Here is a 26,015-nt window from a genome sequence, read left to right on the forward strand (position 1 = left end):
CGTTTGGCGCCCCGGGTCACGCCAGGTCGGCGGATCCCACGATGTGCACGCCAGGGCGGGGTTCCAACGCGGCGTCCACCATCGCGGCGGCGATGCGCTCGGCGGGATTGATCCGCCACGCGCGGGGCAGCACGGGGCCCAATGCGCCCAGCACCAGGCTGGCCAGGTGTTCGCCGGTGCGGCGTTCGCTGCGCTCGCCGCCGATCAGGCCCGGTCGCACCAGGGTCAGCGACGGGTAGCCGAGACCGCGCAGGTCCTGCTCAAGCCTTCCCTTCACCTGGTTGTAGAAGATCCGCGACCCGGCGTCGGCCCCCATCGCCGAGTTCAGCACGAACGCATGCGCGCCGTGCACCCGGGCCTGCGTGGCCACCTGCAGCGGGTAGTCATGGTCGATCCGGGCGAACACCTCGCGACTGCCGGCCTGCCGGATGGTGCTGCCCAGCGCGCAGATCACCGCGTCCACCGCCCACCAGTCCGCGTCCAACGGCAGCTGCTCGAAGTCCACCACCGGGTTGCGCAGGGCCGGGGAGGATGAGCGCAAGGGCCGGCGCGTGGGCGCCACCACGGCATCGCAGCGGTCATCGTCCAGCAGCTGCTGCAGCACCTGCCCGCCCACCAGCCCGGTGGCCCCAACCAGCATCACCTTCATCGCATACTCCCGCCACCGGATTGCCTACCATCGTGGCACAGCCTGTCGTTCAAGCCGGCGACAACGGCGCCGATATCGTTCCAACATTGCCAGGACCCGCCGCATGAAGGACCCGCAGGACGCCCTCCCCAGCCCCGGCACCGCCGTGGGCCGGCTGCTGTCGCGCCGCCAGGCATCGGCCACCGTGGTCGACGCGAGCGTGGACGCCCCGGCGGCCAAGGGCGGCAGCAGCGCCATGCTGCAGCGCCTGTTCGCCGGGGCCGACCAGCCCGAACCGCTGCTGGCCGTGTTCGCCCACGGCATGTCGACCCTGCCCGGCGAGCTGGGCGACATGGGCCTGCGCCTGCAGTCGGCGCAACGCAGTGCCGACTGGGTCAGCTATGGCCGCGCCATGCGCCAGCTGATCGACAAGTACATCCGCACCATCGAACAGGACAGCCCCGACGGACAGCCCGACAGCCTGCGCCTGCGCGAGCTGCTGCGCCTGACCCTGGGCGTGACCGTGGCCAGCCTGCTGCAGAACATGCCCGAGCTGAAGGACGAACCGGTGCAGCTGGCCGCCGACCTGCGCCAGTGGCATCCCGGCCAGCCGCTGCAGCCGCTGGAGCTGCGCCTGCGCGAGCTGACCCACCAGATCGGGGTGCGCAGCGATGGCTGGCAGGAACAGCAGGAACTGCTGCTGAGCCTGTTCGACCTGCTGCTGGACAACATCGGCGAGCTGCTCGACGACAGCAGCTGGCTGCACGGCCAGGTGCACGCGGTGCGTGCGCTGATCAGCGGGCCGCTGGACCGCGACTCGGTCGAGCAGGCGCGTGCCAACCTGCGCGAGGTGATCTACAAGCAGGGCCTGCTCAAGCAGGGCATCGTCGAATCCAAGGCGGCCATGAAGAGCCTGATGGGCGGCTTCATCGAACGCCTGGAGGGGATGGCGGTCAGCACCGGCGAGTACCACGACCGGATCAGCAGTTATGCGCTCGCATTGAAGGAGGCGCGCAGCATCGCCGACCTCAACCAGCTGCTGCAGGACGTGCTGCAGGATACCGGGCGGGTGCAGGAGCAGGCACTGCAGGCGCGCGACCATCTGGGCAATGCGCGCCGCGAAGTCGAGCAGGCCGAGGCGCGCATTGCCGAACTCGAACAGGAACTGCGCGATGTGTCCGGGCTGGTGCGCACCGATCCGCTGACCGGCGCACTCAACCGGCGCGGTTTCGATGAGCTGCTCGAACGTGAGCTGGCCCGCGCGGAGCGGCACTCACATCCGCTGGCGCTGGCGCTGCTGGACCTGGACGATTTCCACCAGACCAACAGCAGTTACGGGCATCCCGGGGGCGACGCGATCCTGCGCCACCTGGTCACCGTCTGCCAGCTGTTGCTGCGCAGTACCGATACGATTGCGCGCATTGGTGGCGACGAGTTCGTGCTGCTGATGCCGGAAACCCCGGGCGCGGACAGCATGTCCACCGTGCTGCGCCTGCAGCGCTCGCTGGCGCAGCGGCCGGTGGAGCTGGACGGGCACCGGGTGCTGGTGCATTTCAGCGCGGGCCTGAGCCAGTGGCAGCCGGGTGAGAACGCCGATGCACTGCTCAAGCGCGCCGATGCGGCGCTCTACGCGGCCAAGCGGGTCGGCAAGAACCGCGTGCAGGCCGGATAACCTCAATGCGCGGCGGTTTTGCCGCGCGCCTTCTGGATACCGGTTACTACCGCCAACACCACCGCGCCGGCGATCACGCCGACGACGAGATTGGCACCCGCTTCCACCAGCCAGCCCCACGGCGCCACCTTGCCGGCGATACCCAGCACGAGGTGATGCACCGCCGGCACGTTGTGCACCAGGATGCCACCGCCGACCAGGAACATGGCCAGGGTGCCGGCCACCGACAGGAACTTCATCAGCCACGGTGCGGACACCAGCAGGCCGCGGCCGAACGCGGCCAGCGCGCCGCCCTTCTTCGACAGATACAGGCCCGCGTCGTCCAGCTTGACGATGCCGGCCACCAGCCCGTAGACGAACACCGTCATGCCCAGCGCGATCACCACCAGCGCGGTGACCTGGTTGATGAAGGGCGCGGCCGACACCACGCCCAGTGACAGCACGATGATTTCGGCCGACAGGATGAAGTCGGTGCGGATCGCGCCCTTCACCTTGTCCTTCTCCCACGCCACCATGTCGACCTTTTCGTCGGCCAGCGCCTTGAGTCGCGCCGCCTTCTGCTGCTCGTCTTCCTCCTGCGTATGCAGGAAGCGGTGCGCCAGCTTTTCCACGCCTTCGTAGCAGAGGAACGCGCCGCCGATCATCATCAGCGGCACCACGATCGGGATCGGGTAGCCCTTGCCCTTGAGCCAGGCTTCCAGTGCGCTGATCACCAGCGCCGCCGGCACCAGGATCGCCTTGTTCACCAGCGAGCCCTTGGCCACCGCCCACACCACGGGCAGTTCGCGGTTGGCGTTGACCCCCGTCACCTGCTGCGCGTTCAGCGCCAGATCGTCGCCCAGCACGCCGGCGGTCTTCTTGGCCGCCACCTTGGTCAATATCGAAACGTCGTCCAGCAGGGCGGCAATATCGTCGAGCAACGCAAACAGGCTGGCACCGGCCATGGCAATCCAGAAATCAGAGGGTGGCGACGATTCTGACCGATCCGGCCACGTTCGTGGAAGATCGGGCGGATTCACCGCCCCACGACCGCCCTGCGGCGACACTGCGAATCCGTCCCGCCCCGGAGCCCTGCTTGAATACCACGCCCGCTGTTCCCGGCTCGCCGTCGCTGGTCAAAGGCATGAACCGCCGCAGCCAGATCCTGCGCCTGCTGCTGCGCTACCGCCATTCCGGGGTGTTTTCGGGGATGAACCTGGATTCGCGTGCGGTCCACGACCTGCCGCCGGAGGGCAACCCGGAGCAGTTCGTCACCGACCTGGAGTCACTCGGGCCGACCTTCGTCAAGCTCGGCCAGATGCTCTCCACCCGGCCGGACATGGTGCCGGTGGAGTTCGCCACCGCACTGGAGCGGATGCAGGAGAAGGTCGCGCCGATTCCGGTCGAGCGCATCTACACCATCATTGAACAGGAGCTGGGGGCGCCGGTGTCCAAGCTGTTTTCCAGCTTCGACCCGGTGCCGCTGGGCTGCGCCTCCATCGCGCAGGTGCACCGCGCACAGCTGCATGACGGCCGCGAAGTGGCGGTAAAGGTACAGAAGCCAGAAGTCGCGGCGCAGCTGCGCTCGGACCTGGAGGTACTGCGCAGCTTCGCATTGGCCGCCGACCACCTCACCCAGGTGGGTCGCCGGGTACGCCTGCGCGACTGGCTGAATGAATTCGCCAAGACGCTCATGCAGGAACTGGACTACCAGGCCGAAGCCGAGAACCTGCAGCGCTTCGGCCAGCACCTGCGGCCGTTCAAGCCGCTGTGGGTACCGCAGCCCATCTGGGACTACTGCAGCCATCGCGTGCTGACCATGGAGCTGGCGCAGGGCGTGCGCGTGGACATGATTCCCGACGTGCGCCGTACCGAGGAGCCGATGGCGCCGCTGGCGGCCGCGCTGATCCGCGGCTACATCGACCAGATCTTCGTGCATGGTGAGATCCATGCCGATCCGCACCCGGGCAACCTGCGGGTGACGCCCGAAGGACGATTGGCGATCTTCGACCTGGGCATGGTGGCGCACATGCCGCCGCGCCTGCGCGAGCGCTTGTTGAAGCTGCTGTTTGCCGCCGTGGACGGGCGCGGCGAAGAGGTGGCCGACGAGATCATCGGCATCAGCACGCGACTGGAAGCCTTCGATGAGGAGCGCTACCTGCGCGAAACCGGCCAGGTCATCGCGCGCTATGCCGCCAGCGGCACGTTCTCGGAAGGCCGGGTGGTGCTGGACCTGGTCCGCATCGCCACCGCCAGCGGGCTGCGTACGCCGCCGGAGCTGAGCCTGCTGGGCAAGGCGCTGCTGAACCTGGAAACGGTGTGCCGGTTGCTGTCGCCGGACCTGGATACGCGCCGCATCGTCGAACGCCAGCTGCAGCACGTGATGCGTGCGCGCTTGAAGAAGTCGCTGTCGGCGGCCAACCTGGCCAGTGAAGCGATGGAGGTACAGCAGCTGCTGCGCGAGGGCCCGCGCAAGATGTCCGACATCCTTGCGTTGCTGGCGGAGAACCGGCTGCAGATGAAAGTGACCGGGCTGGAGGAATCCCGGTTGATGGAGAATCTTCAGAAGATCGCCAACCGCGTGTCTGCAGGCATTGTCACTGCAGCGCTGATCCTTGCAGCAGCGATGATGATGAAGGTGGATACCGGCTGGCACCTGTTCGGCTATCCGGCCATCGCATTCACCCTGATGCTGATCGGCGTGTTCCTGGGTCTGGGCATCATTCTCAGTGCGTTGTTGTTTGATCGGCGTGCAAGATCACGCGAAGAGCGTGGGCATCGGTAAAAATCGTACCCACCAACGGTGGGCACCTACCGAAGGCGCGCTTTCGCGCGCCTTCTTCACGTGCGCTTTACCCTTTTGAATGCAATGCGGTGTAGAGCATCGCACCGCAGTTTCAACAAACATTTCAGTCAGGTTCGTGCAGGCATGATCGGGTCATCGGCCTGTCATGTGGGTGTGTTTAGGCAGCCGGTCGCACCTGTCTCCGCTGCCGATGATGCCCATGCTCTGGATCCTGCTGCTGTCGCTGTTGCTGCTCACCTGGTTGTTGCTTGCGTCCGGTCGCTGGGCCTGGTGGAAGGCAAGCCTGATGTCGCTGCTGCTGTTGACGCTCAGTGCGTGGTGGCTGATCAACAAGCTCTCCGGTGACGGCCTGAATGCGGCAACGCTGTACCACCTGGGCGCCGACATGGAAGGCGCCGGTGTCTCGGACTTCAAGGGCTACATCGCCGGCTTCATCGTCCTGGCCCTGCTCTCGCTGCTGCCGCTGCTCACCCCCGGCATCAAACGCTGGCACCGTACCGCACACGGTCGCGGCGTGTTCGCCGGATTCCTGGCCGTGTGGGTGCTGGCGATCGGCGTCAGCCCGCTGTACCGCGATGGCCAGCGCCTCTACCAGCAGATGCGCCCGGTGGACTACAGCATGGTCGCCCCCGAATACCGCGTGCCGCAGCAGCCGCTGCGCAAGCCACGCAATATCGTGTGGATCTACGGCGAGAGCCTCGAGCGTACCTATCTGGATGAGGCCACCTTCCCCGGCCTGATGCCCAACCTCAACCGCCTTGCCGGCCAATCGCTGGATGTGCGCGGGCTGGTCTCGGCCGAAGGCGGTGGCTGGACCATCGCCGGCCTGGTGTCGTCGATGTGCGGCGTGCCGCTGACCACCGCGCAGGGCGATGAGAACAGCATGGACCGCATGGGCAGCTTCCTGCCCGAGGCGGTGTGCCTGGGCGATTACCTCAAGCAGCAGGGCTACACCAACCACTACATGGGCGGTGCCAACGGGCTGTTCGCCGGCAAGGGCCAGTTCCTGGCCACGCACGGCTTCGACGCGGTGGATGACCTGGCCTGGTTCAAGCAGCAGAAGATCGCCCGTTCGCACTTCTCCACCTGGGGCGTGCATGACGATGTGCTGCTGGACAAGGCGTATGACCGCTTCATGCAGCTGTCCAAGGCCGGCCAGCCGTTCATGCTGACCACCCTGACCATGGACACCCACCACCCCGCCGGACACCTGCCGGTGGCGTGCAAGCGCACCCGTTACAAGAGCGACTACGGCGATATCGGCCTGCTCAACGCGCTCAAGTGCACCGATGGGCTGATTTCCAAGCTGGTCGACCGCATCCAGGCCAGTCCGTATGGCGAAGACACCCTGGTCGTGATCGCGTCCGACCACCTGGCCATGCCCAACGACCTGAGCCATATCCTGGCCAAGCAGAAGCGCGAGAACATGCTGCTGTTCCTGGGCAAGGACATCGCCCCGCGCCAGCTGGACGCGCAGCATGGCTCCACGCTGGATTCGGGCGCGACGCTGCTCAGCCTGATCGAGCCGGAGATCGGCGAGATCGGGTTTGGCCGCTCGCTGCTGCAGCCCGAGCGCCCCGCCAGCGCCAGCGCGGCGGTGTTCCGCGATGACGGCAGGGATTTCCCACGTTACCTGGCCTTCTCGCGCTCGCTGTGGCTGGGCGACAAGACCCGCCAGCTGCGCATCGACGAGGAGAACCAGGTGGTGATCGGCCTGCAGCATGTGCAGCCGCCGGTGCTGCTGGAGTACGACAAGCAGTGGGACCTGAAGTCGGTCTACCTGGAGAACACGTCCAAGCAGTTCGACCTGGCCGATCCGGACAACACGCTGGCCTACGTGGACCGCTGCACCGCCTTCGAAGACGGCTCGGCGGATGGCGACTGGTGCGCCATGCTGGTCAACCGCGACAAGGGCATCAAGCTCTACCGCGACGACCAGCTGCGCGAGGGCTTCGCGGTCGACGCGCCGCTGGATCCGTTCAACGGCCCGCGCCCGAGCATCCGCCAGGCGCACATGATCACGCAGAAGGGCCGACGCACCCGTGCCGGACAGTACATGCTGCAGTTCGTGGCCAAGCAGTCGCCTGATCGTGGCTTCTGGATCGAAGCGGTGTCGTCCAAGCGCAAGGTCGTGGTCGCCCAGCAGTGGGTGCAGCCCGATGCCGAGGGCCGGATCAGCGTGCCGTTTGGCCTGGACCATGAAGTGGACGATCTGGAGATCCGCGCCTGGCTGAATCATGCCGAGAAGCTGGCAGTGGACAACTTCGCGCTGATCCCGTCACGGCGCGGCAACCGCGGCTGACGGATCTGCGAACCCACGCACATCCTGATCCGCCCCTGATCGGCACAATCGTGCGCCTGCCGCTGCCGATCAGGGCCGCCTATCCTTCCGGTCACACTGCCGTCCGCCGACAGCCCACTGCCCGCGCGCAGTCCCCCTGACGCCAATGCTCCAGCACCGTCGCGGATCGCACCTTGCCGTATCCACAACGCGCCATGGACGCTTCAGGACGTCGCTCCACCTGCGGATGACACTGCGCTGTCACCCCCGCTGATCGAACTGCTGCGTCGCTGCCCGTTGCTGCCGTCGGAGCTGGAGCGGTTGGAGTCACACCTGCAGCTGCTGTTGCACCAGGCAGCGCCACACGAACTGGGCGCGCATCTCGCCGACGCCTTGCAGGGCACCTGCCCCGCAGCGCGGCCTGACGCGTTGGCGCTGGCGCTGCGTGCCTGGCCTTGTCCGGGCACACCCGCGGCCGAGGGGTGGCAACACGAATGCGGGCGGGTCGTTGCCGCGCTGGCGTCCGGTTTCGGCCAGCTGCAGTGCCGCCGCGCGGTTGGGATGGCACTGTATGGGATGGCGAACCTGGCGCTCGGCGTGCGCGGCGCGCAGCTGCTTTCGTGGTCACAGCAGGCCGCTGTGCTTCCCCGCCTGTTGCAGGAGGGAAGCGTAGCGCCCTGGCTGCGCTGGCTGTGCCAGCTTCCGCTGCCGTCGCTGCGCGGGCACGCGTGGGTGGAGGCGCTGATCGCCGTGCTTCCCGAGTGGGCCGTCTGGCTGGTACAACGTGCCGATGACATGCGTGCAGGCGTCCACCTGCACATGCAACCTCCCGCCTCGCCGTTGCGCCTGGTCCTGCTCGGCGCTGTCTGGGTGCTGTGGTTCCGCCGACAACCGCAGGCAGTGCCCACCACTACGCTGGGGCGCCAGATCGTGCGGCTGCCCGTCGCCCTGGAGCACTTTGACGTGGTCGGTACGGCCGCCCGCAGCGTGTTTGCCGCGACCGAACCCGCACCCGCTGCTGCATCTCCCGCTGCTGCGCCACTCTCTGTCACTGCCGCCACGGCCGCGGCGGAGCAGCAACGCCTGCTGCACCCCGCGCTGCCGCTCGTGCTCGCCACCGCAGCGGCGCTGCACATGGCACCCCACCGCCAGCATCGCCGCGCGCTCACGGCCATCGCCGGCCTTGGCGCTGCTGCGTTCGGCGGCAGTCTGGTCGCGCGCACCCTGCATGAAGCGGGTACGCCGCCAGTTGCCGAGGCAGGCCGGCCGATCGATGCGGAAGCATGGGCGATGCGCAGGGCACCACGTTCCCTGGCTTCGCCGCTGCCGGATGACGCGGCCACCCAGGACCAGGTGGCCCTGATCGATGCGCTGTGGGCGCTGCGCGATGCCGCCTCCGCCGCAGGCACTGCATCGATTCCACGTCACGCGTTCGCCGTCGCTGACGGGTCGCCCCTGGCGGCCGCGCTGCTGCGCGTGCGCCAGCAGTTGGCGTGGTTGTATCGACAGGACGATTTCCTTGAAGCCCTGTACGCAGAACGCACGCCCCCCGCATCGCTGGGCGTGGCCAACGGCAGCGTCATTGCCACGCGTGCCACGTCCGGCGCGGTGATCGTGCTGCACCCGCAGGCGGGTGCGCCGGAAGCCGTGGCGTGGTCGGCGACCACCGAAGCGCTGTTGACCGACCTGCAGCGCGCGGTCAGCCGGGCCGGTGGCTGCTTCGACAACCGGGTCCCGGCCCGTCTCGACTGTGCGCTGGGCTTCTATCTCGGTCACGCGGCGTCGGCGGCACCGTACACGGCAGGCAGCGTCGACCCGCTCATCCACCACCTGGAGCAGGCGCTGCAGCAGCGATCGAATGGCGGCGTTACCCCCACCAACGAGACCGCCACGCTGCTGCGGCTGCACGACCAGGTACTGCAGCTGAAGCACCTGCCCATCCGTGGACTGGAGCCCACGTGGGCCAGCTGGCGCCCGGACCCGCGCTCACACCTGGGCCACAACATGGCGCTGGCGCGCGGCCTGCTGCTGCAGGTGACGCGGAATGCCGAGGTGATCGCGCTGTGCTGGCACCACCATGCGGATCCTGCGCAGTTGGCCTATCCCGCGCAGGGCGCGGTCACCGCACGCGCGTTGCAGGGCACCCGCAGCGTGGAACTGTTCGACGCAGGACGCGCGCCCGCGGGGTTGGCCCCCATCGATACCATGCTGCGCGGCCTCGCCACCCTGCTGCATGCCCCGGTGCGCTCGGATGGCCGCCTGCATGTCCGCGAGATGCTCGCCTACTACATGGCACCGCTGCCGGCCGTGCCCATGGACGACGCGCAGTTCGACGCCTGCCTGGCGGCGCTGCAGCGGCAGCTCAGCCCAGCGCTCCCCACCGGTGATGAGCCGGTACGCCTGGAGGTGGCGTGGGATGCGCGCAGCGACTCTCCGGCGCAACGGGACCATCAGCGGTTGCTGGATCTGCTTTGGCAGCGGTTTGATGCGATGCCGGCGACACTGGACGAAGCATTGGCGCTGCAGGCGCTGGCACCTGCGGGAACCACCCCGCTGCACGCCGCGTGGGAAAGGGGGCAGCAACAGCTGCAACAGGCCTTCGAGCACCCCGAGCTGTGGCTGGAGATGCGCCGGCTCAATGCCTCGTTCCATTCCCTGCGGGTGGGCGCCGACGGCATCACTGCCCGGCTGCGTGGCTCGGGCCGGAGCGTCGTGGTCACCGATGGGCTTTCCAGCGCGCCGTCAGGGCCGCTGGGTGCGCAGCTGGAGACGTTGTACCGGATGACCGACCGCCTCGGCCGCTTCTCGCCCGGAAGCGCGGTTCCGCTCATCAATGCGCTGCAGTTCCATGGCGCGATCCCGACCCCCGCGCAGCCGCCTTGCGCGATACCGGTGCTGTGTACGCAGGCCCGGCTGCTGGAAGCGATTGCGCGGGTGCACGAACGCTGGCAGCGCCATGCCCCGCCGCTGTCACGCTGGCGGCAGGCCAGCAACGAGCTGCAGGACCTGGGGGCGCTGCTGTCGTTGCGGCCTGGCGCGGCAACGGATGTCCATCGGCCTGCGCTCGACACGCCCTCGTCGTCGGGGCTGCAGCCGGCGCTGCGCGCATTCGCGCAGCTGCTCGCCGACGCACAGGTCCAGGAGGTGATCCAGCGCGGGGACCTCACACCCCGATGGCTGACAGTTGACGCCGCCGGTGCCGTACAGGTGCACAACGTGTCCGGTGCGGTGTTCGCGCTCAACAACACCCACACCTTGCCCGTGGCAGCGCTTCCCGGCGTGGCGACAAGGTTCGGCGGCCAGGTGCGGTCAGATGGCCGGGCCGACATCTCCGACATGCTGGCCGCCCACGGTGGCTGCGGGCCACAGGAGGCCGCGCATGCCGACGGCGCGGCGCGCTGCGTTGAACGCCTGCTCGCCGAACTGCGGCTGGGGATGCGTGCCGACCTGCTGCATGCGGGTGATGCCCTCTCCACCGATGACCTGGAGCAGGTCCGCCAGACCACGACCCAGTTCCTGGCCCAGCGCGCGCCCGGTGAACAGACCCTGCTCGACTACCTTGCCCGCCCGCTGGTGCAGCGCGGTGACATGGCCTGGGACGAACTGCACCGCGCCAGCCATTTCCTGGTCGGCATGGCGCGCACGCCGCGTGCCGTGGCGTTGCAGACCGCCTTGCTGCGCGATCTTGGCTGGTACATGGGCAGCGTTGGCGCGCCTGTTTCCCCAACGCTGCTGGCCAGCCTGACCCGCGTGGCGATCGTGCTCGACCTGGGCCCGCCGTCGGACCGCGATGCACGCGTCGTGCTTGGCTACCGGCTGCACAAGTTCGCCAACTGGGGGCGCACCTTCGCGCAGATCCGCCTGGACTTCCACGACTACCTGCACAGCATGGGGCGCGTGCCTGCCTCCGTGCTCGGCATGGCCGCCACGCTGGTGCTGCAGGATCACGCGCCGGAACTGCTCCCTTCCGATGTCCCGGCCAACCTGGTCTATGCCAACACCATCGCCTCGATCAACTATGTCAGCGGGGTGCACCTGGCCGAGCGGCTGCGCCGTGGCCTGTCACAGCAGATGCGGTTCTCCGAGCTGATCACCCTGTCGGCGGACCTCGCCGAAGACCGTGACGTCCCGGACCTGGTCAAGCGGCTCACGGTCGAAGCACGGCGCCTGCCAACGCTGGACTGGTATGTGTTCCGGCAGCTGGAGCGCCAGGCATCGCTGCCGGTGCCCGCCGCCCATCGCATCGAGGTGGCGATGCGCGCCTTCGACCAGCGCGTCGCCGATATCGAACGGGCCGTTGCCGATGTACTGGCCCCGTTGCCGTATCGCATGCCATTGCTGGAAGTCGAGATCCGCCGGGTGTTTCCGCGTTTCCCCGGCGTGCTGGCCGACGAGGCATGGAACTCCACGGACTTCCGGCTCTGCAACGACAACAACCACTTCGGCCTCAGTTTCCCCTTCCACGAAGTCGTCGCCGCCGGCGCTCTGCGCAATGGCTCCATGCACTGGCGTCCCTGCCGCACCTTTGTCCCCAGCTCCGCGTTGGGCTACGCCCAAGGCAATCCACGCTACGAAGCGGCGCTGCAGAATGCATTCACCCAGATGCGGCCTGGCCTGGAACGGCTGGCCGACATCAACGCGCGCTACCAGCGGCGGTTCGATGCCTACTTCCGCAGGGCACAGCGTGGCTATGGCGTGCTGATCGAAGAGGCGCTGTACCAGCGCCCGGAGGAGGAGCGGGCCGCACTTCGGCGCGGTGCGGTCGAGGTGTTCACCCTGCGCACGCACGAACCGGACCTGGAAGCGCGGCAGGAAACCCGCAACGACACCGACCCGTTCCGCGGTCGCTTTGGGGTGCTCTACACGCTCACCCTCTCGGGCGAGCCGCGCCATTTCCAGCTGTTCCCCCCTACAGAGCAGGATCATCCCCTTGCCGGTGCAGGGACCGTTGCCGATCGGGGGCCGCCTGGAGAGCCGCAAGGTCCGGCTGCGCAGCGGCAACATGGCGACCATCAGCGTCCGCAGGGGCATGCCATTGAACGTGGACTGGGAGGCCTATGTGTCTGACAAGGCACCGGCCGATGGGCGCTGCTCGGATGTGATCATCGAGCCACTGCCGATGCCACCGCCCGATGCGGATGCGATGCTGCGCTCGCCCTTCCATGCGCTGGTCGATCCGGTCCAGCGCGGCTTCTTCTGGCTGGACCCGGCCGCATTCCGCCGCGAAGGCTTCGCGCCCACCGGCTATGAGCTGCACCTGTCCGATGATCCGCTATGGTTGAAGACCGTGGACTTCATCGTGCCCTTCGTGGAGAACCTGCGCCGGATTTCGTCGAAGAACCGCAATGAGTTCGCGATGGCCGCGTTCGGGCTGTATCTGGAATCGATCATCGTGGTCGGGCCGGTGGTCGGCGGCATGGTGAAGGTGCTGGCGCGCCCGGGACTGAAGCTGACCATGCCGCGTTTCGCCGAGTTGTCCTCCGTGCTGGGCCGGGGCGCACTGGATGCGCTCAATCCCGCCGCCGGCAGCCTGGCGCTGCTGCGGGTGGGCGCCAGCGTGGTACAGCGCACCGCGCGCGGCAACCTGCGTTTCCTGTGGTCGTTCCTGGATCCCAAGCAACCGGCTGCACGTGCCGCCGGCATGCGCTGGGTGATGCGCGAGGGCATGGCGCTGGCCAAGGAAGGCGGCTCACTGGCCTCGCCGCTGTATGAGATCCGGATACGCACCGTGGATGGCATTCCCGGTGCGATGGTCTCGCCGCCGCCGATGGCCAGCGGCAGCCGCACCCTGCACCTGGTCGACCCCGCCACGCTGACCCTGTACGGCCCGCAGCTGCAGGAACGGCTGGGCGAAGGCGGCGGCGCGGCCGGCATGCTGATCAAGGTGGGTGGCGGCCCGCGCACGCCGCACGTCTCACCGGGCAAGGCGCTCAAGCCGATCAAGCAGGGGCCGAAAGCCTCCGATGAAGAAGCAGAAGACGGGCAGCCGCCGCTGCAGCCGCCCGTGGTCAACCTGCCCGACCATCGCGGGCGCGATGCGTTCGGTCCCCGTTCGTAAGCGGGCCTGTCCTTCGTCAGGGATCTCGTTGCGGCGCGGGCTCGTGCACCAGGTGGATGTCGGTCGGCGACGACAGCGCGATACCGGCGGCGGCAAACTTCTGCAGCATCGTGAAGTACAGGTCGCTGCGTACCCCGTACACCGCGCGCGGGCCGGAGGTATAGGCGAAGCTGTTGATCGCCACCTGGCCGTTGGCGATGGAATCGATGAACACCGAGGGCGCCGGGTCGGCCAGTACGCCTACATGGTCGGTGTAGGCATCCAGCAGGGTCTGCCGCACCATCGCCACGTCGGTGCTGAGCGGCACGGTGAACTGGATCTGGATCCGCCCCTGCGCATTGCCCATCGTCATGTTGCGGATGGTCTTGGTGATCAGCTCTGAGTTGGGCACGATCAGGGTGGATTTGTCGCCCACCTGGATCTCGGTGGAGCGCACGTTGATGCGCTTGATGTCGCCTTCCTGGTCGCCCAGCTTCACCCAGTCGCCGATCTTCACCGGCCGCTCGGCCAGCAGGATCAGGCCGGAAACGAAGTTCTGGGTGATCGCCTGCAGGCCGAAACCAATACCCACCGACAGTGCGCTGACCACCAGCGCCAGCTTCTCGAAGCCGATGCCGAGCGCGGTCAGGCTCCACAGCACCGCCGCGATGATGCCCAGGTAGCGGGTAACGGTGCTGATCGAATTACGCGCGCCCGCGTCCAGCTCGGTCTTTGGCAGGTAGGTGTCGGTGAGCCAGCGCTGGAACGCCTGCATCACCGCCCACACCAGCAGGAACGCCAGCACTGCGTACAGCACGCTGCTGGGCTTGAGCACCAGGTTGTCGCCCAGGTTGATGCCCTTGGACAGCGTGTCCAGTCCGCCATACAACGCACTGAGGTTGCCCAGCGGCGCGGTCAACGCCATCACCGCGAGCAGGATCACGCAGATGCGCAGCCCGGCCGACAGCAGGACACCGGCCTGCACCACCCGCGATTCGCTCAGCCCGGTGGTCAGCAGCACGGTGCGGCCCACGCTGCTGGTCGGGCACAGCAGCCACGTGGCCAGGTCGTCGGCGAACTTCATCAGCAGCGAGGCCGCCAGCAGCACCACCGCGCCCCAGACCAGCTGCTGGGCCACGAACAGCGCCAGATTGAGGTAGCCCAGCAGCGTGGCGATCACCGCAGCGGCCACCACCACATGCCCGGCCAGCCGCGCGATCACGATCCAGCCGCTGCGGCGCGGCGGGCCTTTGCCCTTGCCGTCCGATTGCGCCTGTGCTTCCAGCTTGGCCGCCGCCTCGTCGGTCTGGCGCCGGTGCAGGCGCGCCAGCGAAACCAGGATGGCGATGATCAGCGCCATGTAGGTGGTGGCGATCAGGCCATCGACTGCCACGGTGGTGACCGCACTGGTACGCGCGGCGCGGTTCAGCGCCATCAGCACGATGCTGATCCAGGTCAGCGCGGCGGCGCCCCAGGCGTACTTGCGCAGGCGCCACGCGGCGGCGTCATCCAGGTTGAGCAGGCGCCACGACGGGCGCTTGGGCACCAGCAACGCGGCGCTCAATGCGGTGATGAAGGCCGCGATGTAGGTGGCCACCTGGATGCTGAACACCACTTTTTCCAGGCGAGGTGGAATCGCGCCGATGGCATCGAGCGCGCCGAAGAACACCACGCAGGCCAGGCCCGGCAGCATCGTGCCCACCACCAGCAGCCACACCGCCAGGCCGGAGCGGCGCAGGCGCCCGTCCGGCGCGCGTTCGGACTGCGCATACCGGCGCCCGGCCGCACGCAGCCACAGGCGCAGCGGGAAGAACAGCAGCAGCGCCACCGCCAGCCCGGTCAGCGGCGCGGTCCAGCCATGCTGCGCGATCGCCTTGCGGGCCGTGGTGTCGGCCTGCCGGTAAATCCGCCCCAGTTCCTGCAGGTCGGTGGGCACGTCACGGGCGAACTTGCGCCACAGCGACGGCGACAGCGGCGAATTGACCTTGCGGGCCAGGTCCTCGCTGAGCTGGGTGACGCGCATCTTCTCGATGTCCGCGCCCAGCTGCTTGGCATCCACCGCGAGCAGCTTGGCCCGGGCAACGGCGGCGGCGATATCGGCGCGCTGCTGGGTCAGCGACTTGCGCTGCTGGGCCACTTCGCGCGCTTCCACGGTGCCTTCCGGCACCGTGCCCAGCTGGGTCAGGCGGGTATCGAGCTGGTCCAGCTCCGGCTGCAGGGCGGCCTGCGCGTCGTCGGCATCGCGCTGCACGGCCATGGCCCGTTCGAACAACGGCGTGAGCGTTTCGCGGGTCTCCGCGTCCGGCAGGGCCGTGCGGATCGCCTTGAGCTCCTTGTCGGCCTGGTTGAGCTGGGTCTTGGCCTGGGCCGCCGGATCGTCAGGCGCCTGCGACCAGGCCGCGGGGGCCATGCACAGCCAGGTGAACAACAACAGACCGGCCAGCGGCCGCAGCAGGGGGAAACGATGACGGAAGGACAAACCAGCACCCAGGATTCACGCGGACTTGCCGGGGACTATAAACCGAGCGTCGTTCACACCGGGTATGCAGCTCAGTACTTCAGGCGCAGTTCCTCGACCTGCGGCTGCAGGGCCGCGTACCAGTCCTGGAATTCCTCCTCGCTGATCTCCTCCGGCGCATACACCGCGATTTCGTTCCACGCATGGTCGGTCGGCAGCGGCTGGCGCGGTCCGGCCCGCAACGAGTAGCTCACGCCCTCGTGGTCCACCACATCGTCGACCGTTTCCCACTGTGCGCGGGCGAAGCCGCTGTCGCTCTTGAGCAGGATCACCTGGTACATCCGCGCCTCCATTGAACGGGTCCCGGCCAGCATAGCGCCACGTCGGCGCGCCCGGCATGACGGCGCCACAACGTACCGTTCCAGCCCGCGCCGCGGCTTCACCCCGCCGTGGCGGCGGCCCATGCATCGTGGCTTCCACTTCCTCGACAACGCCCGCGATGACCACCCACGCCGACCTGAAGACCGTTCCCGACCTCAAGCTGCCGCGCTACCTGGGCACCTGGTATGAAATCGCCCGGCTGCCCATGAGCCACGAGCCGATCGACTGCACCGATGTCACCGCGAACTACAGCCTCAACGACAAGGGCCACGTCCGCGTGGTCAACCGCTGCCGCGTGGATGGCGAGGTTGAAGAGGCCGAAGGCGAGGCCTGCCCGGTCGACGAGAACGACCCGGCGCGGCTGGAGGTGAGCTTCCTGCCCAAGGGCCTGCGCTGGCTTCCGTTCACCAAGGGCGACTACTGGGTCATCCAGGTGGCACCGGACTACAGCGTGGCGCTGGTCGGCAGCCCGGACCGCAAGTACCTGTGGCTGCTGGCCCGCGAACCACACCTGGATGCCACCACCCAGGAGCACTACCTGGCACAGGCGCGCCAGCAGGGCTTCGACCTGACGCCGCTGATCCACACCCCGCAGACCGGCCACCCGACCGCCTGATCCCGCATGGACCTCAAGAGCGGGTACCCCTTCTGGGCGGTCAGCAACGGGCTGATGCACGCCTTCCCGCCGCTGCGCGAAGACCGCAGCTGCGATGTGCTGGTGGTGGGCGGCGGCATCAGTGGCGCGCTGATCGCGAACGAGCTGTGCGCGCATGGCCATGACGTGGTGCTGATCGAGCAGCGCGACATCGGCTGGGGCAGCACCGCCGCCAGCACCGCGCTGCTGCAGTACGAGATCGACACGCACCTGGTCGACCTGGCCAAGCGCTACGGCGAGCGCGATGCGGTACTGGCCTACCGCGCCTGCGCCGAGGCGATCCCGGCGCTGCGCGAGGTGGCCGCCGGTTTCCGCGGCGTGGACTGCCACCCGATGCAGAGCCTGTACTACGCCAGCAAGCGGCGCCACCGGTCGTCCCTGCAGGACGAGTACGCGCTTCGGCACACACATGGTTTCGACGTGCGCTGGCTGGACGCCGATGCCGTGCGTGCGGAGTACGGCATTTCCGCGCCCGGCGCGATCCTGAGCGCGCTGGCCGCGCGCGTGGATCCCTACCAGCTCACCTACCGGCTGCTGATGCGCCTGGCCAAGGCCGGCTGCGCCGTGCACGACCGCACCGTGCTGCACACGCTGCAGCCCACCGCACGCGGGGTGACCGCCACCACGCCCGAGGGCCTGCGCGTCCGCGCGCGGCACGTGGTGCTGGCCACCGGTTACGCCGGCCAGCGCTGGCTGAAGCAGAAGGTGGCACGCAACCGCAGCAGCTACGCCTTCATCACCGACCCGATCGATGCGGCGGCACTGGGGCCGCTGGTGGACACCATGGTCTGGGAGTCCGCGCGTCCCTACCTGTACATGCGCAGCACCGGCGACCACCGGCTGCTGGTCGGCGGTGAGGACGACGCGGTGGACATCCCCGCGCGGCGCGACAGCCGGGTGGCCAGCAAGACCGGCACCCTGCTCAAGCAGGTAGCCAGGCTGTTCCCGCACCTGCCGCTGCAGCCGGCGTTCTCCTGGGGCGGCACGTTTGCCGAAACCGAAGACGGCCTGCCGTTCTTCGGCCCGCACCCGCAATGGGGGCCGCGGGTCCTGTTCGCGATGGCCTACGGCGGCAACGGCATCACCTACTCGATGATCGGCGCGGGCCTGCTGCGGGCCCGGATCGAGCGCCGGAAGCACCCGCTGGCGGGCCTGTTCGGGTTCGGACGGCTGGATTGAACGGAGCGACCCACCGTCCCGACTTTGGTTCCCCTTGCATGCAGGGCCACGACAGGCATCATTCAAGCAACGGCTGCTAGCGTCAGCGCTGTCGGCCGCCTTGCCTGCCCCGGAGCTTCCCATGATCCGCCCGCTTTCCCTGCTGCTGTGCCTGTTGGCCCCCGGTGTCGTGCTGGCGCAGTCCGCTGCCGGTGCCACCGGCCCGCAGTCGGCGACCGATCTGGACCTGTCGGTGCCGCAGCAACCGTTGCAGTACCTCAACGACCCCACCCTGCGCGGTGATCCGCCCGGCACCTTCTATGGCGACAAGAGCGGCCGCCGCGCGACCCCGCGTGGGAGTGCCGCCAACGGCATCGCCGACGTCACCGATGACAAGCTGCGGGTCAACGGCAGCATCACCACTGGTATCGGCTACGCCAAGGGCTTCGGCAACACGCATTACAACGCGGCCGAGTTGAACCTCAACAAGAATTACACCAACGACGACGGCAAGACCCGCAACATGAACCTCAACATCCAGATCAGCGAGGGCAAGGGCCCTGGCTTCTATGGACCGTATGGGGGTGGTTACGGGTATGGCCGCGGCTACTGGGATGCCGCCGGGCCCGGCCCGGTCGGCTGGTAAGCACCAGGGCTCAGTCCCACCAGCCGTCGCGACGGCTCGACAGCACGCGGCCATCGTGGCCGCTCATGCGCACGTCGACGCGCTGGTTGCGGGCGTTGCGCGCTTCCAGCGTCCAGGTGGCACCCTCACGCTCGACCGATTCGATGTGGGTCAGCCCGGCCTTGCCGGCCAGGGTGAGGATCTGCCCGGCATCGAGCAGGGCGCGACCGCTGCGCGGATCGAAGATCTCGCCCGTGGCCGGGTCGATGATCACCTCGTCCACGCTGCCATCGGCGCGGGTCACGTCGGCTTCCCACACACCATCGTCGCGTTCCAGCTCGTGCACCTGGGTGTAGCCGGCGGCACGCAGCTTGGCCTGCACGTCGGCAGCGGACAGATCGGCGGCGAAGGCCGGGGCGGTGGTGAAGGCCGTCGCCAGGGCGGCGGCAAGGATCAGCTTGATCATGGGGGTATTCCTGAAAGGGGCACCGGACCATCCCGGCGCCGCCAGTCTGGCAAGCGTGCTTAAGCGGACCATGAGCCCCGCTGTCAGGAACTGTTTAAAGGCGCCGGGTATACCGTATGCATGACCGCCCTGTCGCTGCTCCTGCCCCTGCTGTTGACCGCCGCCGCGCAGGACCCCATGCGGGTCCTTGATGGCGGCGCGCGCCAGCAGCAGGCGGTGCGCCAGGCCGTGCAGCAGGGCCGCTACGTACCGCTGGAGACGGTGGTGCGCGATGCCATGCGGCGCTACCCGGGCCAGCTGCTGGAGGTGGAGCTGGATGACGGCAAATACGAAATCGAGATCCTCGGCCCCAACGGCGTGGTAATGGAGCTGGACTATGATGCGACCAGCGGCCGCCTGCTCAAGATGGAAGAGGACTGATGCGACTCCTGCTTGCCGAGGATGACGCCCTGCTCGCCAGCCAGCTGCAGCTGCTGCTGGAGGACGCCGGCTACGTGGTGATCCACAGCAGCGAGGGGCGCGATGCCGAGTACCAGGGCCAGGTGGAAGACATCGCCGCGGCGATCGTCGATCTGGGCCTGCCGGGCCTGGACGGGCTGAGCGTGATCGAGCGCTGGCGCGAGGCCGGGCGTGATTTCCCGGTACTGGTGCTGACCGCGCGCACGCGCTGGCACGACAAGCTGGCCGGCTTCGACGCCGGCGCCGATGACTTCCTGACCAAACCGTTCCAGCCCGAAGAACTGCTGCTGCGGCTGCGCGCGTTGATCCGCCGCAGCGCCGGCCACGCCAGCCCGCGCCTGCAATGCGGACCGCTGCGGCTGGACGTCAACGCCGGCCGCTTCGAACTCGATGGCGTGCTGCTGCCGCTGAGCCCGCAGGAACACCGCATCCTGAGCTACTTCATGCACCACCCCGATGTGGTGATCAGCCGTTCGCGGCTGGGCGAGCATGTGTACGACGCCGGCTTCGACCCGGACTCCAACACGCTCGATGTACTGATCGGTCGGATCCGCCGCAAGCTCGGCAGCACGCTCATCCACACCCATCGCGGCCAGGGGTTCCGGCTGTCGGCGCAGCCATGAAGACCCGCTCGCTGCGCGGCCGCCTGCTGCTGGCCGGTGGCCTGGGCATGGTGCTGGTCTCGGCACTGGCCACCTGGTGGCTGGGCGCGATGTACGAGCGCTCGGCGCGCACCTCGCTGGACCAGCAGCTGGGCAACGATCTCATCGCGGTGTTGGCGCTGGTGGAAATCGGTGCGCAGGGTGCGGTGCAGGTCCGCGGCGAACTGGGCGACGAACAGTATCGGCGGGTGTTCTCCGGTGCGTACTGGCAGCTGCAGGACGCGCAGGGCCAGGCGCTGGGGCAATCGCGCTCGCTGTGGGATGAAACGCTCGCGGTGCCGGCCACGCTGCACACCGGGCCGGCCCAGGCGTTCGACACCACCGGTCCGCTGCAGCAGCCGCTGCGTGCGTTGGCCCAGCAGGTCACCCTGCCCCGCGCGACCACCCCGTTGCAGGTGGTGGTGGCCACCGACCGCAGCCAGCTGGATGCGCAGGTGACGGCCTTCCGCCAACGCACCGCGCTGGCGCTGATCGTCCTGATCGCGCTGTGGTTCGCGGTGCTGGTCACCCAGGTGCATTACGGGCTGCGCCCGCTGGCCCGGCTGGGCCGCATTGCCGAGCAGGTGCGCAATGGCGAGGACGTACGCTTTCCGCAGCAGGGGCTGGTGAAGGAAGTGGCGCCGTTGGCCAGCGAGCTCAACGCGTTGCTGGACCACCACGGGCGCATGGTGCTGCGCGCGCGGCGAAGCGCTGAAGACCTCGCGCATGCATTGAAGACGCCGCTCACCGTGTTGACCACCGAAGCGACCGGCGACGGACGGGACTGGCGCAGCACGCTACGCAGCGAAACCGCGCGCATGCAGGCCAGCATCGACCGTTACCTGGCGGTGGGCGTGGCTGCCGACCACCAGCAGCGCACGCCGGTGGCACCGGTGGTGGCTGCACTGTGCGGATTGATGCAGCGCGTGCATGGCGAGCGCGGCGTGGCGTTCGCCTGCGATGCAGAGGCGGCCGGCGTGTTTGCCGGTGCGCGCGAGGACCTGGAAGAGATGCTGGGCAACCTGCTCGACAACGCCGGCAAGTGGGCTGCGCGGCGGGTGGAGGTGAAGGTTTCGCGGGCCGGGAACCGCATCCAGATAGAGGTCAACGACGACGGCAGCGGGTTGCCGGAAGACGATCTTGAACGCGTGCTGGGTCGTGGCGTACGGTTGGACCAGCGCGCGCCTGGCAGCGGTCTGGGCTTGGCGATCGTGGCCGATATCGCCGAGAGCTACGGCGGCAGCCTGGTGCTGCGCAATGGCACGCCGGGGTTGCAGGCAACGCTGACGTTGCCGGCAGGATAGAGCCGCGCGTCGCCGTTATCAGAGCTTGTGTTACGGGTAGCGGCGCGACGTGGGCGCGTGGCGACGCGTTCTTCCCTGCGGCGTCCATCGGTGTGTCATGCGCGCATCCACCAGCAGTCAATCGCATCCAACACGATGTGGATGATCAACCCGATCCCGAACAACCGCGTCTTCTTCGGTACGCACAAGCCCGCATACACCGCGATGGCCGGTGCGGTGTGCAACGGATGGAAACCGATGCTGCAGCGGTTCGGCGCATAGATCGGATCGGCCAGCAGGTGGTCCAGGTCGATGATCCAACCCAGCAGCAGCAACGCCCAGGCCGACAGGAACCGCTTACGCCAGAACATCCAGGCCAGCAGGGCCGGCACCGCCGCGTGCAGGAACAGATGGAAAATGGCGCGGCTGCTCATCAGGCAGCCGCGCCGCAGGTCGCGATGGCAACCGTGCCGATCAGATCAGCGGCTCATCAGAAAGGTACGTGTACCCGGTCAGGCCCGCTTCCAGTGCCTCGGACAGCTCCTGCGCGCGTTCCGGCGACAGCTTGGCCGCCGCCACCCGCTCGGCGTAGCTGGCGCGCAGGTCAGCCAGGCTGTAGCCCACGTAATCCAGCATCACGTCGGTGGTGTCGCCGCGGCGCTGCTGGGTGATCGCGTAGCCATCGGCCTCGGCCCGCACTTCCACCGCGTCGGTATCGCCGAACAGGTTGTGGATGTCGCCCAGGATTTCCTGGTAGGCACCCACCATGAAGAAGCCGATGCGGTAGCTTTCGCCCGCGCGCACCGCATGCAGCGGCAGCGAGGTATCCAGGCTCTCGTTCTCGACATAGGTCTTGACCATGCCATCCGAATCGCAGGTCATGTCGGCGATGATGCCGCGGCGCTGCGGCGCCTCGTCCAGGCGCTCGATCGGCACGATCGGGAACACCTGGTCGATCGCCCAGGCGTCGGGAATCGACTCGAACACGCTGAAGTTGACGAAGTACTTGTCCACCAGGCGCTCGTTCAACTCATCCAGCGCCGGGCGGTGGCTCTTCTCGTCATAGCTCAGGCGTGCACGCACGGCGTGGGCGATGGCGTAGAACAGGTCATCGATGCGGGCCCGCTGCGGCAGGTCGATCTGGCCCAGCGCATAGCTGGACAGGCCTTCGGCGTGGAAGTGCTGGGCTTCCTGGAACAGTTCCACCGCCGGGCGCTGGTCCAGCTCATCATGGATCTCGCGCAGGTGGCGGATCGCGGCCGGCTCGTCGTCGTGCTGGTCGGGCACGCGGCCTTCCTGCGCTTCTTCGACTTCGGACACGTTGGCGATCAGCACCGCGTGGTGCGCGGTCATCGCGCGGCCGCACTCGGTGACGATCCGCGGCGGAGTCAGGCCGTGTTCTTCGCAGGCATTGGCCAGCGGCTGCACGATGTTGCTGGCGTACGAATCCAGCCCGTAGTTGATCGAGCAGAAGCTGCGCGAACGGGTGCCTTCGTAGTCCACGCCCAGCCCGCCGCCCACGTCCACGTGGGTGATCTTCGCGCCCAGGCGCGACAGCTCCACGAAGTAGCGGGTGGCTTCGCGCATGCCGTTGGCGATGTCGCGCACGTTGGAGATCTGCGAGCCCATGTGGAAGTGCAGCAGGCTCAGGCAGTCGGCGTACTCGGTGTCGCGCAGCGACTTCCACAGGTCCAGCAGCTGGCGCGGGGACAGGCCGAACTTGGCCTTGTCGCCGCCGCTGTTCTGCCACTTGCCCGCGCCCAGCGAGGCCAGGCGCATGCGCACGCCCAGGCCCGGCTTCACGTCCAGGGCCTTGGCTTCCTCCAGCACCAGCTTCAGCTCGGAGGGCTTTTCAATGACGATGAAGGTCTGCAGGCCCAGCTTGCGGCCGATCAGGGCCAGGCGGATGTACTCGCGGTCCTTGTAGCCGTTGCAGACGATCAGGCCGCCCGGGCGCGACAGTGCCAGCACCGCCATCAGCTCCGGCTTGCTGCCTGCTTCCAGGCCAAAGCCTTCGCCGTGGTGGCTGGCCAGGGTGCCGGCCACGCCACGGTGCTGGTTGACCTTGATCGGGTACACCGCCGTATAGCCGCCGGCGTAGTCCCAGTCGGCCTGGGCCTGCCCGAAGGCGGCCTGCAGCTTGCCCAGGCGCTGGCCCAGGATGTCCGGGAAGCGCACCAGCAGCGGCAGCTTGGCCCCGGCCGCGCGCGCGGCGTCCACCACCTTGGGCAGGGACACCACCGGGCCGTCCTGGCCAGTCGGTCTCACCACCATGTGTCCTGCCTGATCCACGTCGAAGTAGCCATCCGCCCAATGCGGAATCGAGTAGGTCTTGCGGGCTTGGTCGAGGGACCAATCGGTCATTGCAGTCGGCCTGGTTGGTAAAAAAGGGGGTGCATGATAACGCCTATATGGCGACAGCTCCGTTATCATGCGCGCCCGCGCCCGTGCCCAGGCTGGAACCTGAACAGGCTTGCCCGGCTCCATCCCCCCTCCGAACAGGACCGTTATCCCATGACTGACAACAACAACTGGTACATCGAGCATTTCGAGCGCACCGGCTCGGCCATCGGCTACCGCCTGACGGGCAAGCTGGACGAAGTGCAGTCGCCGTTCCAGAAGATCGAGATCTTCGCCACCACCGACTGGGGCAACCTGATGACCATCGATGGCGCCATCATGTTGACCAGCAAGGACAACTTCTTCTATCACGAGATGATCAGCCACCCGGTGCTGTTCACCCACGCCGCCCCCAAGCGCGTGGTGATCATCGGCGGCGGCGACTGCGGCACCCTGCGCGAGGTGCTCAAGCACCCGGGCGTGGAGAGCGTGACCCAGTGCGACATCGACGAGCAGGTCACCCGCATGGCCGAGAAGCACTTCCCGGAACTGTGCGATTCCAACCATGACCCGCGCGCCGAGCTGATGTTCGACGACGGCGTGGCCTACATGGCCAACTGCCCGGCCGGCAGCGTGGACGTGGTGATCGTCGATTCCACCGACCCGGTCGGCCCGGGTGAGGGCCTGTTCAACAAGGCCTTCTACGAGAGCTGCTTCAAGGCGCTGAAGGAAGACGGCATCCTGGTGCAGCAGTCCGAATCGCCGCTGATGCAGCTGGACCTGATCAACGAAATGCGCACCGAGATGGGCAAGGCCGGCTTCCAGTCGTTCAAGACCCTGCCGTTCCCGCAGCCGTGCTACCCCACCGGCTGGTGGAGCGTGACCCTGGCGCGCAAGGGCCAGAGCAGCTTCGACTTCCGCCAGGCCGATTCGGCCTCCAAGAGCTTCGACACGCTGTACTACACCGCCGCGCTGCACACCGGCGTGCTCGTCACCCCGCCCTTCGTGGCGGCCGCCCTGAAGGGTTGATCGGGCCGCGTACCGACCAACGGTCGGTACCTACCGGGTAGGTGACGACCGTTGGTCGTCACACGTCGATGAAAAAACCCGCGCTGGCGACAGCGCGGGTTTTTCATTCCGGTAGGTATCGACCGTTGGTCGATACGGGCCTCAAAGGGCCCAGATTCCCGCGATCACCAGCAGCACCAGCCCCCACTTGATCGCGTGGTAGGCGAACGCGCTGCGCGCGCGCAGCGCCTTGGCCTTCAGGCGCACCTTGTACAGGCCGCCGAACGCCTTGTTCACCCCACCGGTCGGGTCGCCCGGCAGGTTCGGCGAAGCCCCACCGGCCAGCAGCGTGGCCGCCACCGCACGGTTGAACAGGCCCGGCAGGCCGAAGCGCAGCGGGCGCGCGATATCGCAGAACAGGATCACCCGGTCTGCATCGGTCTCGTTGTGCGCGTGGTGGATGTAGGTTTCGTCGAACATCATCCACTCGCCATCGCGCCAGCTTTTGCGGATGCCGTCCACTTCGATGTAGCAGCGGTCATCGTTCGGCGTGGCCAGGCCCAGGTGCAGGCGCAGCGAACCGGCGAACGGGTCGCGGTGCGGGCGCAGCTCGCTGCCCGGCGGCAGCTGGGCGAACATGGCCGCACGCACGTCCGGAATCGACTCCAGCAGCGCGGTGGTCTTCGGGCACAGCTGCTTCGCCGACGGGTGCGACGGGCCGTACCACTTCAGGTAGAAGCGCTTCCAGCCGCGGCGGAAGAACGAATTGAAGCCGGCGTCGTTGTACGAACTGGACGCGGCAATCTTCTCCGCATCGCGCAGCGCCAGTGCCTCGTCACGGATCATGGTCCAGTTGGCGCGCAACGGTTCCAGCTGGGGGAAGTCCTTGCCCGGGTCCAGGAACGGCGTGGTCGGCACCTTGGAGAACAGGTACATGATCACGTTGATCGGTGCCATGAAGCTGGAATGGTCGAGCAGCTGGCGCGACCAGCGCGCGCGCACCTTGCCGCGGTAATGCACGTACAGCACGCATGCCACGAACAGGGCCACCACAATAATCTTGATCATCAAGCATCCACCGGCCGCTGCCGGACGCCCATGCGGGCCAAAAAGAGGGGGAGAGCCGGGCGCGACGGAG

The 26,015-nt window shown here is 67.9% G+C and carries 20 protein-coding genes; 12 read left to right on the forward strand and 8 right to left on the reverse strand.

Annotation, left to right across the window (positions count from 1 at the left end):
• Positions 1-16: 16 nt before the first annotated feature.
• A complete protein-coding gene (locus tag NMB40_RS16610) occupies positions 17-649 on the reverse strand; it encodes a Rossmann-fold NAD(P)-binding domain-containing protein (RefSeq protein ID WP_494359138.1) in 633 nt (210 codons plus the stop codon).
• 103 nt (positions 650-752) lie between these two features.
• Here NMB40_RS16610 and NMB40_RS16615 point away from each other — a divergent pair, with 103 nt between their 5' ends.
• On the forward strand, positions 753-2,300 hold the full coding sequence (locus NMB40_RS16615; protein ID WP_494359139.1) for a GGDEF domain-containing protein: 1,548 nt from the start codon (positions 753-755) through the stop codon (positions 2,298-2,300).
• Between the two features lie 2 nt (positions 2,301-2,302).
• Here NMB40_RS16615 and NMB40_RS16620 read toward each other — a convergent pair whose 3' ends face one another.
• Positions 2,303-3,244: a DUF808 domain-containing protein gene (locus NMB40_RS16620; protein WP_494359140.1), complete on the reverse strand. Its 942-nt coding sequence runs from the start codon at positions 3,242-3,244 to the stop codon at positions 2,303-2,305.
• Positions 3,245-3,423: 179 nt separating this feature from the next.
• Here NMB40_RS16620 and NMB40_RS16625 point away from each other — a divergent pair, with 179 nt between their 5' ends.
• The 4 genes from NMB40_RS16625 (at position 3,424) to NMB40_RS16640 (ending at position 13,424) form a co-directional block, all read left to right on the forward strand.
• Entirely contained in the window at positions 3,424-5,064 is a 1,641-nt protein-coding gene (locus NMB40_RS16625) for an ABC1 kinase family protein (RefSeq protein ID WP_176472621.1), read from the forward strand.
• A 220-nt stretch (positions 5,065-5,284) separates the two neighbouring features.
• Positions 5,285-7,387 (forward strand): phosphoglycerol transferase I, encoded by a 2,103-nt coding sequence (locus NMB40_RS16630; protein WP_494359141.1) that lies wholly within the window; start codon positions 5,285-5,287, stop codon positions 7,385-7,387.
• Between the two features lie 300 nt (positions 7,388-7,687).
• Positions 7,688-12,433, forward strand: coding sequence for a hypothetical protein (locus tag NMB40_RS16635; protein WP_494359142.1), 4,746 nt, complete (start codon positions 7,688-7,690; stop codon positions 12,431-12,433).
• Positions 12,369-13,424, forward strand: coding sequence for a hypothetical protein (locus NMB40_RS16640; RefSeq protein WP_494359143.1), 1,056 nt, complete (start codon positions 12,369-12,371; stop codon positions 13,422-13,424). Before NMB40_RS16635 ends, NMB40_RS16640 begins: the two co-directional genes overlap by 65 nt.
• A gap of 16 nt (positions 13,425-13,440) precedes the next feature.
• Here the strand turns inward: NMB40_RS16640 and NMB40_RS16645 are convergent, their stop codons facing one another.
• Both NMB40_RS16645 and NMB40_RS16650 read right to left on the reverse strand, forming a co-directional pair.
• Entirely contained in the window at positions 13,441-15,813 is a 2,373-nt protein-coding gene (locus NMB40_RS16645; protein ID WP_494361093.1) for a DUF3772 domain-containing protein, read from the reverse strand.
• Positions 15,814-15,953: 140 nt separating this feature from the next.
• A complete protein-coding gene (locus NMB40_RS16650) occupies positions 15,954-16,202 on the reverse strand; it encodes a hypothetical protein (RefSeq protein ID WP_282243210.1) in 249 nt (82 codons plus the stop codon).
• A gap of 158 nt (positions 16,203-16,360) precedes the next feature.
• Here NMB40_RS16650 and NMB40_RS16655 point away from each other — a divergent pair, with 158 nt between their 5' ends.
• The 3 genes from NMB40_RS16655 (at position 16,361) to NMB40_RS16665 (ending at position 18,701) form a co-directional block, all read left to right on the forward strand.
• Positions 16,361-16,858, forward strand: coding sequence for a lipocalin family protein (locus tag NMB40_RS16655; protein ID WP_494359144.1), 498 nt, complete (start codon positions 16,361-16,363; stop codon positions 16,856-16,858).
• A 6-nt stretch (positions 16,859-16,864) separates the two neighbouring features.
• Complete coding sequence (locus NMB40_RS16660; protein WP_494359145.1) at positions 16,865-18,076, forward strand: NAD(P)/FAD-dependent oxidoreductase; 1,212 nt, start codon at positions 16,865-16,867, stop codon at positions 18,074-18,076.
• 121 nt (positions 18,077-18,197) lie between these two features.
• A complete protein-coding gene (locus NMB40_RS16665) occupies positions 18,198-18,701 on the forward strand; it encodes a hypothetical protein (RefSeq protein ID WP_448143778.1) in 504 nt (167 codons plus the stop codon).
• A gap of 10 nt (positions 18,702-18,711) precedes the next feature.
• Here NMB40_RS16665 and NMB40_RS16670 read toward each other — a convergent pair whose 3' ends face one another.
• Positions 18,712-19,146 (reverse strand): PepSY domain-containing protein, encoded by a 435-nt coding sequence (locus NMB40_RS16670; RefSeq protein WP_494359146.1) that lies wholly within the window; start codon positions 19,144-19,146, stop codon positions 18,712-18,714.
• 120 nt (positions 19,147-19,266) lie between these two features.
• Here NMB40_RS16670 and NMB40_RS16675 point away from each other — a divergent pair, with 120 nt between their 5' ends.
• Genes NMB40_RS16675 through NMB40_RS16685 form a run of 3 tightly spaced genes read left to right on the forward strand, consistent with a single transcriptional unit; the run spans position 19,267 to position 21,550 of the window.
• Complete coding sequence (locus tag NMB40_RS16675) at positions 19,267-19,566, forward strand: PepSY domain-containing protein (RefSeq protein WP_494359147.1); 300 nt, start codon at positions 19,267-19,269, stop codon at positions 19,564-19,566.
• Positions 19,566-20,228 carry a response regulator transcription factor gene (locus tag NMB40_RS16680; protein WP_282243195.1) on the forward strand — a complete coding sequence of 221 codons (663 nt, stop codon included), beginning with the start codon at positions 19,566-19,568 and terminating at the stop codon, positions 20,226-20,228. Before NMB40_RS16675 ends, NMB40_RS16680 begins: the two co-directional genes overlap by 1 nt.
• Positions 20,225-21,550 carry an ATP-binding protein gene (locus NMB40_RS16685; protein WP_494359148.1) on the forward strand — a complete coding sequence of 442 codons (1,326 nt, stop codon included), beginning with the start codon at positions 20,225-20,227 and terminating at the stop codon, positions 21,548-21,550. Before NMB40_RS16680 ends, NMB40_RS16685 begins: the two co-directional genes overlap by 4 nt.
• A 95-nt stretch (positions 21,551-21,645) precedes the next feature.
• Here NMB40_RS16685 and NMB40_RS16690 read toward each other — a convergent pair whose 3' ends face one another.
• Positions 21,646-21,963 (reverse strand): DUF6122 family protein, encoded by a 318-nt coding sequence (locus NMB40_RS16690; RefSeq protein ID WP_494359149.1) that lies wholly within the window; start codon positions 21,961-21,963, stop codon positions 21,646-21,648.
• Between the two features lie 40 nt (positions 21,964-22,003).
• Positions 22,004-23,893, reverse strand: coding sequence for an arginine decarboxylase (speA, locus tag NMB40_RS16695; protein WP_494359150.1), 1,890 nt, complete (start codon positions 23,891-23,893; stop codon positions 22,004-22,006).
• Positions 23,894-24,043: 150 nt separating this feature from the next.
• Here speA and speE point away from each other — a divergent pair, with 150 nt between their 5' ends.
• Positions 24,044-24,898, forward strand: coding sequence for a polyamine aminopropyltransferase (gene speE, locus NMB40_RS16700; RefSeq protein ID WP_494359151.1), 855 nt, complete (start codon positions 24,044-24,046; stop codon positions 24,896-24,898).
• A gap of 141 nt (positions 24,899-25,039) precedes the next feature.
• On the opposite strand, the gene NMB40_RS16705 is transcribed toward speE, so the two are convergent.
• The gene (locus NMB40_RS16705; RefSeq protein ID WP_494359152.1) at positions 25,040-25,945 is read right to left on the reverse strand and encodes an aspartyl/asparaginyl beta-hydroxylase domain-containing protein; all 906 of its coding nucleotides are present in this window, start codon (positions 25,943-25,945) and stop codon (positions 25,040-25,042) included.
• Positions 25,946-26,015 lie beyond the last annotated feature (70 nt).

It is taken from the genome of Stenotrophomonas sp. FBCC-B152 (assembly GCF_059134105.1).

Bases quoted from the DNA above. Each gene is read 5' to 3' on its own strand.
- NMB40_RS16675 (WP_494359147.1), top strand. From the start codon at position 19,267: ATGACCGCCCTGTCGCTGCTCCTGCCCCTGCTGTTGACCGCCGCCGCG.
- NMB40_RS16630 (WP_494359141.1), top strand. From the start codon at position 5,285: ATGCTCTGGATCCTGCTGCTGTCGCTGTTGCTGCTCACCTGGTTGTTG.
- NMB40_RS16665 (WP_448143778.1), top strand. From the start codon at position 18,198: ATGATCCGCCCGCTTTCCCTGCTGCTGTGCCTGTTGGCCCCCGGTGTC.
- NMB40_RS16655 (WP_494359144.1), top strand. From the start codon at position 16,361: ATGACCACCCACGCCGACCTGAAGACCGTTCCCGACCTCAAGCTGCCG.
- NMB40_RS16620 (WP_494359140.1), bottom strand. From the start codon at position 3,244: ATGGCCGGTGCCAGCCTGTTTGCGTTGCTCGACGATATTGCCGCCCTG.
- NMB40_RS16645 (WP_494361093.1), bottom strand. From the start codon at position 15,813: ATGGCCCCCGCGGCCTGGTCGCAGGCGCCTGACGATCCGGCGGCCCAG.
- NMB40_RS16650 (WP_282243210.1), bottom strand. From the start codon at position 16,202: ATGTACCAGGTGATCCTGCTCAAGAGCGACAGCGGCTTCGCCCGCGCA.
- NMB40_RS16660 (WP_494359145.1), top strand. From the start codon at position 16,865: ATGGACCTCAAGAGCGGGTACCCCTTCTGGGCGGTCAGCAACGGGCTG.
- NMB40_RS16625 (WP_176472621.1), top strand. From the start codon at position 3,424: ATGAACCGCCGCAGCCAGATCCTGCGCCTGCTGCTGCGCTACCGCCAT.
- NMB40_RS16670 (WP_494359146.1), bottom strand. From the start codon at position 19,146: ATGATCAAGCTGATCCTTGCCGCCGCCCTGGCGACGGCCTTCACCACC.
- speE (WP_494359151.1), top strand. From the start codon at position 24,044: ATGACTGACAACAACAACTGGTACATCGAGCATTTCGAGCGCACCGGC.
- NMB40_RS16705 (WP_494359152.1), bottom strand. From the start codon at position 25,945: ATGATCAAGATTATTGTGGTGGCCCTGTTCGTGGCATGCGTGCTGTAC.
- NMB40_RS16680 (WP_282243195.1), top strand. From the start codon at position 19,566: ATGCGACTCCTGCTTGCCGAGGATGACGCCCTGCTCGCCAGCCAGCTG.
- NMB40_RS16610 (WP_494359138.1), bottom strand. From the start codon at position 649: ATGAAGGTGATGCTGGTTGGGGCCACCGGGCTGGTGGGCGGGCAGGTG.
- NMB40_RS16615 (WP_494359139.1), top strand. From the start codon at position 753: ATGAAGGACCCGCAGGACGCCCTCCCCAGCCCCGGCACCGCCGTGGGC.
- NMB40_RS16690 (WP_494359149.1), bottom strand. From the start codon at position 21,963: ATGAGCAGCCGCGCCATTTTCCATCTGTTCCTGCACGCGGCGGTGCCG.
- NMB40_RS16685 (WP_494359148.1), top strand. From the start codon at position 20,225: ATGAAGACCCGCTCGCTGCGCGGCCGCCTGCTGCTGGCCGGTGGCCTG.
- NMB40_RS16640 (WP_494359143.1), top strand. From the start codon at position 12,369: ATGGCGACCATCAGCGTCCGCAGGGGCATGCCATTGAACGTGGACTGG.
- speA (WP_494359150.1), bottom strand. From the start codon at position 23,893: ATGACCGATTGGTCCCTCGACCAAGCCCGCAAGACCTACTCGATTCCG.